Here is a 13,527-nt window from a genome sequence, read left to right on the forward strand (position 1 = left end):
TCCATTCTTTACCACTCAATAAGAAATCGTTTATTTGTAAAAAAGGAGCCAGGAATTCCCCCAGCTCCATCTGATGTTTTACGAACTATGCATTTTATATTCTTGAATCGCTTCTAAAAATTCAGGACAATAGTGCTTCAGCTTATAACTACCAACACCATCAATCTGAATCATTTCTTGCTTTGTGACAGGCTTTCTTTTCGCAAAAGCTTCTAACGTATAGTCTGTAAAAATATTCGTCGGTGGCATGTTTAATCGTTCGCTCATTTCACGTCTGACTTCGACAAGCTTTTCAAATAACGTGCGGTCGACCCCTTCTACAGTGTTAATATGCACTGTTTCTTTCGACTTACGCTTGAACGGCCTTGTAAACACTTGTGTATCCTCACTCAATAACTTTTCTACTGAGGCATCACACATGAGTATTTCGTCATGTTCGTTGAGAAAGCCTTTAAAGCGGAGTTCATCGATTAAATGATGTAACTCGCCAGTCGTATAGTCTTTCATCAAACCATACGTCGAAAGATTTTCATAGCCTTGATGACGAATGTAGTCCGAAACCTCGCCACGCAAAACTTGAATGACCGTTTGATATCCTTCTTGTTGACGTAAACGTGCGACACCGCTAATGATCATTTTCGCTTCTTTCGTCATATTGTACGTTTTATTTTTATCAATACAATTACTACATTGGTGACATTCTTCAAGTTTTTCATTCGGCTCAAAATAATGGACTAATGTTGCTTCTAGACATTTCGTCGTTTTCGTATATTGAATCATTTTCGTCAATTTTTCGCCCATACGTTCCTTGTAATCATCGTCCGCTTTCGAGGCACCGATAAAATACTGATGTAAAGCAATATCTCGATCACTGTACAATAAAATACAATCACTATCTAATCCGTCTCGACCTGCACGTCCTGCTTCTTGATAATACGATTCCAAATCACCCGGCATATTGTAATGAATGACATAACGGACATTCGATTTATCAATTCCCATACCGAATGCGTTGGTCGCAACGACTACACGAGTACGGTCATATAAAAAGTCATTCTGGGCTTCATCTCTTTGTTTCGCTGTCATTCCTGCATGATAGTAGGATACAGGGATATCTGCGTCTTCTAAAGCTTCATACAAGGCTTCTACTTGTTTACGCGTTGAACAATAAACAATCCCCGCTTTCTGACTATGTTTTTGAATATAATCCAATACAAACTTTTGACGTTGATACGTCCCATTCACCTGGAACTTCAAATTACGTCGACGAATACTAGTTTTGACTAAGTGTTGTCGCGAAATCATTAACCGTTCCATAATATCTTGTTGCACTTCAGTCGTCGCTGTTGCAGTCAATGCGACAATCGAAAACTGTTGCGGCATAGTCAATACGCGTTGTATGACTGCTTGATAACTCGGCCGAAAATCATGTCCCCATTTTGAAATACAGTGTGCTTCGTCAAATGCGACGAGTGAAATATCGACACGTCGCAACAACATTTCAAAATAAGTTTGCTCAAAACGTTCCGGTGCGATGTATAAAAATTTCAACTCACCATTGACCAATTGCGTTTCTATCTCTTTTTGTGCTTGCGTACTTAAACTACTATTCAAATAAGCCGCAGATATTCCCATTGCGGTCAATTGGTCCACTTGGTCTTTCATTAACGAAATTAAAGGACTAATGACAATGGTCGTTCCTTTAAACATCAATCCCGGTACTTGATAACATAACGATTTACCCCCACCTGTGGGTAACACCCCTAACGTATGATGATGATTCAATACGCGTTCAATAATTTCTTTTTGACCAGGACGAAAAGATTTGTATCCAAAATAATGCGACAATGTTTGCTCCATGCTATCCCTCTATTGTTCTAATATTTCTTCTAGTTCACTCCACCGCGTCATGTCGGTATCATATTGAGCTTCGAGCGTTTCTTTTTCTTCATTTAATGCTTTGATTTTGGCATAATCTGCGTTCGCTTCGATCATTTCGGCGTCAATTTCAGCCAGACGCGACTCTGTTTCCTCGATGCGCACTAATAACATGTCATATTCTCGTTTTTCGTTGTATGATAATCCTTTTTTCTTTTTTGGTTGTAATGTCGGTTGTTGTTTCACGGACGCTACTTGAGTTGCTGCTTGTTCCAATTGTTTTTGGTATGCTAAATAATCTTCAAACTGCCCTAAAATCATGTCAATTTGACCGTCGTGAATATACCAATAACAATCCACGACTTTATCTAAAAAGTAACGGTCATGGCTCACAGTAATGACGGTACCACCAAATGTTTGAATGTAGTCTTCTAAAATCGTTAACGTTTCTGTATCCAAATCATTTGTTGGTTCGTCTAACAACAACACGTTCGGCTGATGCACTAACAACTTCAATAAATACAAACGCTTTTGTTCGCCACCCGAGAGTTTATACACTTTCTTACCATGCGTCACACTGGGGAATAAAAAGCGTTCCAACAATTGCGTAATCGAAACGGTCGTCCCATCTTTTTGACGCGCCAACTCACTTTCTTCACGCAAGAAATCAATGACACGGACATCACGATTCAATCGTTCATCCGTTTGTTTAAAATATGCCACTTTTACCGTTTGACCTATCTTTAATACACCTTCAAAATGCTGATCTTCACCTGCTAAAATGTTCAGCATCGTCGTTTTGCCGACACCGTTTGGGCCCACAATACCGATTTGAACACCTTTTTGAATCAATGTCGACACGTTTTCAAATAATGTACGGCCATCAATACGTTTCGTCACATTTTCAAGTTCAAAGACTTGTTTGCCTAAACGCGAATAAGCCAGATTCAATGACCCTTTCCCTTGCACTTGATGCGATTGTACTTGTTCTTTCAAGTCATGAAAACGATCTTGCCTTGCTTGTTGCTTCGTAGTTCGCGCTTTGACACCGGCACGCATCCACGCTAACTCTTGTTTAAAAAGTGCACGTTGTTTCGTTTGTTGACGCACTTCGATTTCTTCCCGCTCTGCTCGCATTGCAATATACGCTTCATAGTTACCTGGATATGTATCTAGCTTGCCATTTCGCAATTCTACAATACGCGTCGCCACTTCATTTAAAAAGTAACGGTCATGCGTGACAAAAACGACTGTTTTCGGATAAGACTTTACAAATTGAATTAACCAATGAATCGATTCGAAATCTAAATGGTTCGTCGGTTCGTCTAATAATAATAAATCTGGTTTTTCAATCAACGTACGCGCTAGCACTACACGCTTTTGTTGGCCACCTGAGAGTTCACTCATTCGGCGTGTCGTATCATGGATGCCAAGTTTCGATAAAATCGTTTTAATTTCAGCACTATAATCCCAAGCACTGTAAGCATCCATATCAGCTTGAGCTGCCATCATTGCATCAAACGCTTTGTCAGTCTGTTGTTCTGCGTATTGTGCAGTAGCTTCTTCATAACGTTTAATGACTTGCAACTCTTTGGAATCTGCACTATAAACCGCTTCATAAACCGTTAACGTTGGCTCCAAATTATGATTTTGTGCCGCATAACGAATACGATATTGTTTCGGATGCGATTGAACGGCATCAAAATCTTCATCCATGCCTGCGATGACTTTGAGCAATGAACTTTTCCCCGTTCCATTAATACCAACTAATCCGATTCGCTCTTGATTGGAAATGGATAACTGTAAATCATCAAAAATGACTTTATCCGCATAAGATTTGTTGAGGCGTTCAATTTTATACGCTTCCACAACACATACACCCTTTTTCTTATAGATTTACTCGCATTTATCTGTTAACCTTAAATCAGTTCTATATATTATACACTTTTTTTGGAACAAATGATACAAGGAGCTATTTCTATGTTGGATTATATTTCAAACATGCCACCCTTTTTACAAGCATTACTTGCAGGTGTCATCACGTGGTTATTAACCGCATTAGGGGCTGCAACCGTATTTGTATTTAAAAGTGTCAACGAAAAAGTGTTGAATTCGATGCAAGGCTTTGCTGCTGGTATTATGATCGCCGCAAGTTTTTGGTCATTACTCCAACCGGCCATTGAAAGCAGTTCGGGCAGTACTGTACCGTGGCTCCCTGCTGCAATTGGCTTTTTACTCGGCGGGGTATTCATCCGTTCTTTAGACTATGTTATTCCACACATGCATCGAAACGCAACTGATGAATCACAACATCAAGAAGGTGTTGAGACGAGTCTAAATAAAAACACACTTTTATTACTTGCGATTACATTGCATAACATTCCTGAAGGGCTCGCAATCGGGGTTGCCTTTGGTGGTATTGCGACAGGAAATGAACACGCAACTTTGTTAGGGGCACTCGGACTTGCAATTGGTATTGGGATTCAAAACATTCCTGAAGGGGCTGCATTATCATTACCGATACATGCTTCAGGACAGTCCAAATGGAAAGCCTTCAACTATGGACAAGCTTCAGCACTTGTAGAACCTGTTTTTGCTACAGTGGGCGCAGCTGCTGTATTGGTCGTTACTCCGATACTACCATACGCACTCGCTTTTGCTGCAGGGGCGATGATTTTTGTCGTCGTTGAAGAATTAATTCCTGATTCACAAGCCGGTAAAAACACAGATCTTGCGACACTAAGCTTGATGGTTGGCTTTACCATCATGATGATACTAGATGTTGCTTTAGGGTAAATTCAAAAAACCGTTCAATGTGATGAAACACTGAGCGGTTTTTTGATGTGTACATATATCGATACATAAGTAATATTTTTATATCCCATCAATAAAAAACAGGGAAATGCACTAATTTGTACACTTCCCTATCATAACATTTTATTTTTGATTTGCCTTTGGACCTGTCGGATATTTATAATCTGCTGGGTTCAATTTGTTGAAATCAGGATTTTTATAGAATCGGAATAAGTCTCCATTCAAGACTTTATCACTCATTTCTAAGTCATGTTGTACCTGCTTTTTGTCCTTATCAAGATCTGCTGGTGGTGTTTCTAACGGTTGATTGTCTCTGTTACTGTAGGCTTTACCGTTGACATATTTATAATTTCTCGTCACGAAATCACCATTACGGAATGGTACAATTTCTTTATGGTCCTTGGATAACATATCAGTACCAAACATGAGATAATTTTTCGTATCAATACCTAACAAGTGAAGTAATGTTGGCATCACATCAACTTGACCTGCATACGTGTCGTCCACTTTAGGCTCAACCCCTGGTGCTTTTAACCAGAAACCCGTTGCATTCAAGTCATTAAACTTCGCTGGTGTAATCTCTTCACCTAATAATTGTGACATCGCTTTGTTATGATTTTCTGAGATACCATAATGGTCACCGTAAATCATAATGACTGAATCATCGTACAGGCCACGCTCTTTCAAGTCATTAATGAACTGTTCTAATGACTCATCTAAGTAACGTGCTGTTTGAATGTAACCATCGACCGTTGAGTTACCTGTGTCACCTTTTGCAATCGTTGCGTCCTCATCACTTAATGTAAAAGGATAATGGTTCGTCAACGTAATTAAATGTGAATAGAACGGTTGTTTTTCTTTAGATAAGTAATCCGCCGCCTCTTTGAAAAACTCTTTATCTTTTAATCCAAGGTTTTCTAAGTTTTCTGGAGACATGTCAAAATATGTTGCATCATAAAACTTATCGATACCAAAATGTCTGTATACTTGGTCACGGTTCCAAAATGTTTTATAGTCACCGTGCATGACATTTGTTGTATAGCCTTGTTGTTGATGCATAATAGCTGGTAAAGATTGAAAAGTATTGTCACCTTTTAATGAAAAGGCCGAACCTTGAGGTAAACCATACATACTGTTGTCCATTGTGAACTCAGCGTCTGACGTTTTACCTTGTCCAGTTTGGTGATAGAAATGTGGGTAATATCTAAAGTCCTCATTACCTGACGACAATTTATTTAAAAACGGCGTCACTTCCTCACCATGAATTTTTTTATTAATTAGGAATGTTTGGAAGCTTTCTAAATGGATTTTAATGACATTTTTACCTTTAGCTTTTCCATAGTATTCCATATTCGGTGTAGCTTGTTTTTGTTTTGTATAATTCAATACTTCTGTTAAATCATCTTCAGAGGCGAGTGCCTTTTGTTGATTGTTCTGTACTGTTTTGACACCATCATATACTGTAAAGTTGTAAGGTCCTAAGTATTTCACAAGATATTTATGGTCAAATGTACGCGTTAATAATTCAGGTCGGTCTGTTTCTGCAAACGCTAAGTTCAAGAAGAATAACGCGATTGCTGTAGCCATGACGACGGGTACAAACTTTTTCTGAAATACATTGCGGCTCAACCATTTACGTTTGAACACGAGTACAAATAAGTACACAATCAGATCAAGGAAGTAAACAAAGTCGTACCATTGGAATGATGCACTCACTGCACCGCCCATGGAGTCTACATTGCTCACTTGGTTCAATGTACTAAATGTGATGAAATCTGAGAAAAAGCGGAAATACACGACATTGGCATATAATAAAAAGGTGAGCAAAAACCCGCCAACAAACATGAACCAAAACGCTTTACGTCCTTTAAAGAATAAGAATACACTTAAAATAAGTGCAACTAAACTATATGGGTTCATTAATAAAATTAAATTTTGTGTTAAACCTTTCACGCCAAGTGATAAGTCCACATAATAAGCAAAATACGTTTTTAATGCGATTGTTAAAACCATCAGTAGGAAAAACGTAAAAATACCTATTTTCTTTTTTCCTTTTTCCATAATTGTTCCCCCGTATTTAATTCTAATCCTCAAAGTTGATTATTTATCGTTTATACTAAGTTTGTAAAAGTTCTACTTTACTTTTGTGTTATTTGTAATCAATTTGTAATATTCAACAGTAATTTCAATATATCAATATATAGGAGTTGACATAAAATTTCAAGTCAAAACTGTTTGTATGGATCACATTCATTGCAACTTCATATTAACTTTATCAGTGCTTCATATTATCTTCATCAAGCGCTGTGCACAGCAAGTCGAATGTATTTTATTATACTGTAATGTAATGCGCTGAAATTGTATTCGGACTCAAGTAGTATTTCTTGGTTTCCTGTCAAATTGAGTTACTTCAACATTTCTTTTTGCATTCTAAATTCGATACCTTGGAACAATTGTTTACGCCATTTGTGATATTTCACTAAGTTTTGTTCTGCTTGCAACACGTCAATAAATTGAAACTTAATTTTCGAACCTTGACGTTTTTGCGCAATTTTAGACAAATGATAAGACGCAATCGTACCAATTTGTGGGTAACTGCCTAATGTATAATGGTCATTTAATAAAATGACTGGGGCACCTTCTTTTTTCACTTGAATTGTCCCACGTTTCACAGATTGGTGCGGTGGCATATCATCATAATGCGCTTTAATTGGCATGCCTTCTAAGACAACACCCATACGATTCGCTTTACTCGTCACTTCATACTCACCATTTGCGAATTGACGGAGCACTTCCGCTTCAAAATCTTCTGTCCCTTTATTCGGAATGACATGTACGACGTCTGATAAATAGTTGAAAGACAAGGCATAACCATCCACACCCCAATCGACCGTCTTACGCTGTGCCAAGTTTTTAAACAACTGATGATGACGCGCATTATAATCGCGTTTTAGTTCAATCGTATCACCTGCTTGTAAACGACGTCCTTTAAATCCGCCCATGCCTGCAATCGTATCTGTCGACGTCGAACCGAGCCATTGGTCGAGTTCAAAACCACCCGCAACTGCTAAATACAAACGCGAACCACGGCGTAGATGATCGACGGCTAACACGTCTCCTTTGTTCATTAAATACAATTTATTCATTTGTACACGCATGTCATCTGTATGTGCGACACCTTGTGCACCAGACAATGCGATTAAAGTCGGTTCTGTAAAACGAATACGCGCCATTTGATTGCTCATTTCGAGTGTCGCTTCATTGCGGTCATTGCCGACTAAACGGTTCGCAATTTCGTGCGCCAACACATCTAAAGCACCACTACGAATAACCCCCATATGTTCATAGCCTTCGCGTCCAAAATCTTGAAAACTTGAAAATAACCCGCTGTCTTCTATGATGATTGTCATGCGTCGTTCCCTCCTGCTTGTACTTCAAAAAACTTCACGTGGTCCCCTAATGAAATCAACGCAAAATCCTCTTTTTTAGGGTTGAATAATGGCAATGACGTATGACCGATTACAAGCCAGTCGCTATACGTTTCGGTCGTTGTAATGCCACATTTATTGTTTTCTAAAATGACCGACCCTGCTGGAATCAATCGTGGTTCAGTTGCGGTATGATTGACAATAATTTGTGCGTCGACACCGGATAAATAAGGAAAACCTGGTGAGTACCCCATCATCGAAACGAAATAGTCTGCACCTGTATGTATATCAATAAATGTTTGGCGATCCATATGCAACTCTTTTAAAATCATATCCAAATGCGGTCCATTCGTGCCACCATAGACAATCGGGACTTTCACACAACGAATTTCCTTGTCTAAGGTCATATCCTCTATATTAATATTTTCAATGACTGCTTTCATATGTAAAAATGGCGAATCAATATTCAAATGTTTCATCATCATGCGTGCATCATAAGAAATTAACATATCCGTTTCAGTCGGCACAATTTCCGTAATAAATGGATAGTTTTGATTGATTAAGCAATGACGTATCAATAGCAACTTTTCAGTAGCGACTGGTGTCACGTCTCCTTGTAAAGATACGACAATCGCCTGATCTCCTTGACTATAAACTTTCATTTTTTCACCTCTATTTTTCATCATAAAACAAACTTAAAATTTCGCGCATATGCTGTGCAAGTTCACCGACAAAGCCATAGATAAGCATGCACTGAATGATAAGGATACCTCCCATCCATAAGTAGACCCATAAGCGACGTTGACGTGCAACAAACCGTTGTGACACGATTTGACCGATCCACATGACAATGAGAAAACCTAAAATATAGAGCCCGATCATACAATCACCTACTTTTTGGATTCCAGCGTAATGGGCACCCACTCACGCAAACTATTAATCATCCACAATTGTCCTCCGTGTTGCAACGCTTCCTTCACCATCACTGTCGTCAAATACTTTTCCTTAATACGTGCCTCAGCTAACAAATCGCGGCGCATACACCCTTGTAAAAAATCGTGGTCGAAAATTGGTGTATAATGTATACCGTTTACTGTAAGCACGACATTCCCAATATCAAATTCAAGCACTTTATTCGTGGTCTCATCGTAAAACAAAGCGAGTTGTGTCGTATGCGAATGCGCGACATGTTCACGTTCAGACGTTTTGTATACCCGTTGCCATTCAGGGATATCGTTTTTCATAGGAACAAACTGTGCAGTCATCGTCGTCTTTTTTTGGAGTGTCCCCACTTCTGTTCGCAATTCCCCTGATGGTTCAAGCGTGACTTTTACCCGATACTGTCCCACCGCATACGTTTCGCATAACTGTTGGATGGTTTGTTGCCATTTTATGTCGTCAAATGGTAACCCGAGCGCCGTACTTGCACGTTGTAGTCGTTCTGCATGATAAGCTAGTCGCGGTATTTCGCCATTGTCCAATCGCATCGTTTCAAATAAATTCATTGCAATCCCTCTAATATTTTCATTTTCGCATGAAATTCTGCATATTCTTGCTCCGGATCAGAATCTATCGTAATTCCGGCCCCGACACCGTAATACAACGTGTCATTGATTTGTTCGACTGTTCGTATCGGTACATTAAAAATCGCGCGCCCATTCGGATGAAGCAAACCGATTGCCCCACAATAAATATGACGCGGTGTCGTTTCAAGACGATGAATAATACGCATTGTATTCACTTTTGGTGCTCCTGTAATCGAACCGCACGGAAAAAGTGCATGCAATAACGTTTCATACGTTGCCGTGTCTGTAATCTGACCCGTGACCATCGTCGTCATTTGGAAAACCGTTTGATAACATTCAATCGCAAAAGGGTGATACACTTTGACACTGCCTCGTTTGGCCACACGTGCTATATCGTTACGCAATAAATCGACAATCATGACATTTTCCGCACGATCTTTTTCGGACTGCCGCAATGCTTGGGCGTGACGTTCATCTTCTTCAACTGTCGTCCCTCGTGGCATCGTCCCTTTCATCGGTTTGCTCACGACTGTTCGACCTTGATTACCAAAGTCACCTACTTGGAAAAAGAGCTCCGGTGAAATAGAAGCGAGCTTTACCTCTGTTGTATCGATGAGCACTGTATAATCACCATTCGTATGTTGCGTCAACTGGTCATACAATGCAGAAATCGACATTTGATCAAAACTTTTGAGACGTGTCGTATAATTCACTTGATACGTCCACCCTGCTGTAATTTCGTCATGTATCGTACGGATATGCTTTGTAATGGTATGCTTATCATCCATAAATTGAAACTGTCCACCTTGACGCCGTTGCGAACGTTCAGCTGTGGTGGCTTGTATCGCATCGACAGGCGCATCAAACGCATAATACGCTGCATAAATGCCATTATCCGGTGTGTACGTTTGAAAATCTTCATGAAAATACGGTGCCGCTTCGTATGGTAAATAAAGCGCGACGTAATACCCTTGCTGTTGATATTGTGTCGCCGCTTCAATAATTTGACCGACTTTTTTCAGTTCTCGTGCAACACCTTGATGAAGCGGTTGATCAAAATGATATTGATACGTCGTGGTCGTATTTGGATCGTTATAATATTTATAATTAAACTTCACAACCATAGCTGACCTCCGCTTTTCTCAAAAAGTTTCGTATTTGTTCGTGACCGTATTCAGACAAAATCGATTCGGGATGATATTGGACCCCGTCTATCGGTCGTGACATGTGACGCACCGCCATCACGATTCCTTGTTCGTTTTGCGCTGACACTACGAGTGGTTTCGCAATCGTCATCGGGTCAGCCATTAACGAATGATAACGCATCACTTCAAACTGCTCAGGTAATCCTTGAAATAACGGTGATTGGTCGTGACTGATGCGCGTTGTATGCCCATGGACAGGTCGTGGTGCGTGTATAATTTTTCCGCCGTAATACGTTACTAATAATTGAAACCCTAAACAAACACCTAAAATCGGTGTCGTATGTTCAAAGGCTTTCACGACTTCAAATAGGATAGGATAATCTTCTGGTGCACCAGGTCCAGGAGAAATAATGAGCGCTGTCGGTTGCATCTCTTTTAATTTCTCAATAGAAACGGCTTCGACATCGATTACCGTGACAGGTTGTTGACGCTCATATTCGACATAATCAACAATATTATACGTAAAAGAATCTTTATTATCTATCATCACTATCATAGTTTTTGCCTCGTTCTTTCTTTAATACTTCTATTATCACAAATGTCGACCTAATTGACAAAATTGAAGTGATAATGAGCAGAGCACCACTTGATTTATGACACTAAATGTATTACAGTATGGAACAGAATTGAATTGCAGAGGTTCCTAGCTATCAACCCTCTATAAAAAACTAGACACTTGTAACCGTCTATTTTTTATAGTGACGGCTTTTTTTATGTCTTATTTTAGGAGCTTCTCTATTAAAGGAGCGATCAACCATGTCAGAAGTGCTCAATAACGAAAAAGCACTCGTTGTATTTAGCGGTGGACAAGATAGTACGACTTGTCTGTTTTATGCTAAAAAACATTTTAAAGAAGTGGAACTAGTTACATTTGAATACGGTCAGCGTCATGCGAAAGAAATCGAAGTCGCAAAAGAAATCGCTGAAGATCAAGGGCTCAAACATCATGTATTAGATATGGCATTACTTTCCCAACTCACACCGAATGCACTCACATCACACGATATGACGATAGACAGCCATAATGACGTCCCGAATACGTTCGTCCCTGCTCGAAACTTACTCTTCCTCTCATTTGCCGGTGCATTAGCGTACCAAATCGGTGCCAAACATCTCATTACAGGCGTATGCGAGACAGACTTTTCTGGGTATCCTGATTGCCGCGACAGCTTTATCAAATCGATGAATGTCACATTGAACTTAGCGATGGACCGTGATTTTGTAATACATACACCGCTCATGTGGCTTAACAAAAAAGAAACTTGGGCATTAAGTGACGACTTAGGTGTACTCGATTACGTGCGCGATCGGACATTAACATGTTATAACGGCATTATCGCAGAAGGTTGTGGCGAATGTCCGGCATGTCAATTACGTCAGCGCGGGCTTAACCAATATCTTGCAGAGAGAGGACGTGAAGTATAATGATGCAACAAATGTATCCACAGGTCGACCATGATTATATGTTTGAACTGAATAAAGACTTTAACTTTTCAGCGGCACATTTCATTCCTGACGAACGTGCAGGAAAATGTACACGTGTGCACGGTCATACGTACTTTGTCAATTTAACAATTGGTGGAGATGAGTTAGACAGCATGGGCTTTTTAATTAATTTTAGTGAATTGAAAAGTTTAATTCATGATCAATTCGACCACTATTTACTGAACGATCTCGTGCCATTTCAAGGGAAAAGTCCTTCCACTGAAATTGTGGCACAAACGATTTATGACATTGTGAGCGCACGGTTAGCAGAATTGCCAAACGCACCGAAATGTTTACAAGTTTTTTTACGTGAAACACCTACAAGTTACGTCATTTATCGTCCTAAAAAGAAGGAGCAACGTCATGGCTAAAATACCTGTACTCGAGATTTTCGGTCCTACCATTCAAGGTGAAGGCCGTGTAATTGGTCGTAAAACGATGTTCGTCCGTACAGCTGGTTGTGATTTTCGCTGTAGTTGGTGCGATTCAAAGTTCACTTGGGATGGCAGTATGAAAGATGACATTGAAATGATGGAAGCAGAAGAGATTTTAGCGCAACTGAGAAATATCGGTGGCAATCGATTTAATCACGTCACAATTTCTGGCGGGAATCCTGCTTTAATTAAAGGGTTGCAGTCATTTGTAGATTTATGTGAAGCCAATGACATCCGTACAGCACTTGAAACACAAGGATCACAGTTCAAGCCTTGGATGCGTCAAATCAATGACTTAACCCTTTCACCTAAGCCACCAAGTTCCGGTATGCAACAAAATTTACCACGTTTAGATGAAGTCATTGAACAATTAGACATCTCACGTATCAATTTAAAAGTGGTCGTATTTGATGATGCAGATTATGACTTTGCAAAAATGATTCACCAACGTTATCCAGATATTCCGTTCTACTTACAAGTGGGCAACCCTTATTTAGAGGAGCATGTCGAACAACATACAGCCAAACTACTCGATCGTTACGAACAGTTAATCGACCGTGTTACAGCGGATGCGGAGATGAATGAAGTGTTCGTCTTACCACAATTGCACACATTAATTTGGAGTAATCAAAAAGGCGTTTAGTTGTCACTCGTATTAAGAAAGTCACGAATTCAATCATTGATACGCGGTCGCCTCAAAATGTTATTTCGTTAAAAGTGTTATTAAATGCTTATACACAGTGATATTGATATAATA

Annotated in this window: 13 protein-coding genes; 4 read left to right on the forward strand and 9 right to left on the reverse strand. The window is 39.6% G+C overall.

Translation table 11 applies throughout. From position 1 onward, the window contains the following. Positions 1-78 precede the first annotated feature (78 nt). Positions 79-1,860, reverse strand: a complete 1,782-nt coding sequence (recQ, locus tag BJK46_RS02455) for a DNA helicase RecQ (RefSeq protein ID WP_014614539.1) — start codon at positions 1,858-1,860, stop codon at positions 79-81. A gap of 9 nt (positions 1,861-1,869) precedes the next feature. Continuing rightward, positions 1,870-3,747 carry an ABC-F family ATP-binding cassette domain-containing protein gene (locus BJK46_RS02460; protein ID WP_015728743.1) on the reverse strand — a complete coding sequence of 626 codons (1,878 nt, stop codon included), beginning with the start codon at positions 3,745-3,747 and terminating at the stop codon, positions 1,870-1,872. A 111-nt stretch (positions 3,748-3,858) separates the two neighbouring features. On the opposite strand from BJK46_RS02460, the gene BJK46_RS02465 reads away from it, so the two are divergent. After that, positions 3,859-4,674 (forward strand): ZIP family metal transporter, encoded by an 816-nt coding sequence (locus BJK46_RS02465; protein WP_015728742.1) that lies wholly within the window; start codon positions 3,859-3,861, stop codon positions 4,672-4,674. A 141-nt stretch (positions 4,675-4,815) separates the two neighbouring features. Here the strand turns inward: BJK46_RS02465 and ltaS are convergent, their stop codons facing one another. From ltaS to BJK46_RS02500, 7 genes are all read right to left on the reverse strand, one after another. Further along, positions 4,816-6,753, reverse strand: a complete 1,938-nt coding sequence (gene ltaS / locus BJK46_RS02470) for a polyglycerol-phosphate lipoteichoic acid synthase LtaS (RefSeq protein WP_037543783.1) — start codon at positions 6,751-6,753, stop codon at positions 4,816-4,818. Positions 6,754-7,097: 344 nt separating this feature from the next. Further along, a complete protein-coding gene (locus tag BJK46_RS02475; RefSeq protein WP_014614543.1) occupies positions 7,098-8,102 on the reverse strand; it encodes a 5-oxoprolinase subunit C family protein in 1,005 nt (334 codons plus the stop codon). Next, positions 8,099-8,782: a 5-oxoprolinase subunit B family protein gene (locus tag BJK46_RS02480; RefSeq protein ID WP_037543786.1), complete on the reverse strand. Its 684-nt coding sequence runs from the start codon at positions 8,780-8,782 to the stop codon at positions 8,099-8,101. The genes BJK46_RS02475 and BJK46_RS02480 overlap by 4 nt, the downstream gene beginning before the upstream one ends. A 10-nt stretch (positions 8,783-8,792) precedes the next feature. Next, entirely contained in the window at positions 8,793-9,002 is a 210-nt protein-coding gene (locus BJK46_RS02485) for a hypothetical protein (protein ID WP_014614545.1), read from the reverse strand. Between the two features lie 8 nt (positions 9,003-9,010). Continuing rightward, positions 9,011-9,625, reverse strand: a complete 615-nt coding sequence (locus BJK46_RS02490) for an aminotransferase class IV (RefSeq protein ID WP_063279016.1) — start codon at positions 9,623-9,625, stop codon at positions 9,011-9,013. Then, entirely contained in the window at positions 9,622-10,770 is a 1,149-nt protein-coding gene (locus BJK46_RS02495; protein ID WP_014614546.1) for a chorismate-binding protein, read from the reverse strand. Before BJK46_RS02495 ends, BJK46_RS02490 begins: the two co-directional genes overlap by 4 nt. After that, entirely contained in the window at positions 10,754-11,347 is a 594-nt protein-coding gene (locus tag BJK46_RS02500) for an anthranilate synthase component II (RefSeq protein ID WP_063279015.1), read from the reverse strand. The genes BJK46_RS02495 and BJK46_RS02500 overlap by 17 nt, the downstream gene beginning before the upstream one ends. Before the next feature lie 260 nt (positions 11,348-11,607). Here BJK46_RS02500 and queC point away from each other — a divergent pair, with 260 nt between their 5' ends. Genes queC through queE form a run of 3 tightly spaced genes read left to right on the forward strand, consistent with a single transcriptional unit; the run spans position 11,608 to position 13,413 of the window. Beyond that, on the forward strand, positions 11,608-12,276 hold the full coding sequence (gene queC / locus BJK46_RS02505) for a 7-cyano-7-deazaguanine synthase QueC (RefSeq protein ID WP_014614548.1): 669 nt from the start codon (positions 11,608-11,610) through the stop codon (positions 12,274-12,276). Further along, a complete protein-coding gene (gene queD, locus BJK46_RS02510) occupies positions 12,276-12,707 on the forward strand; it encodes a 6-carboxytetrahydropterin synthase QueD (RefSeq protein WP_014614549.1) in 432 nt (143 codons plus the stop codon). The genes queC and queD overlap by 1 nt, the downstream gene beginning before the upstream one ends. Then, on the forward strand, positions 12,700-13,413 hold the full coding sequence (queE, locus tag BJK46_RS02515) for a 7-carboxy-7-deazaguanine synthase QueE (RefSeq protein ID WP_014614550.1): 714 nt from the start codon (positions 12,700-12,702) through the stop codon (positions 13,411-13,413). The genes queD and queE overlap by 8 nt, the downstream gene beginning before the upstream one ends. Positions 13,414-13,527: the final 114 nt, after the last annotated feature.

The sequence above is a fragment of the Staphylococcus pseudintermedius genome, assembly GCF_001792775.2.
Lineage (GTDB): Bacteria > Bacillota > Bacilli > Staphylococcales > Staphylococcaceae > Staphylococcus > Staphylococcus pseudintermedius.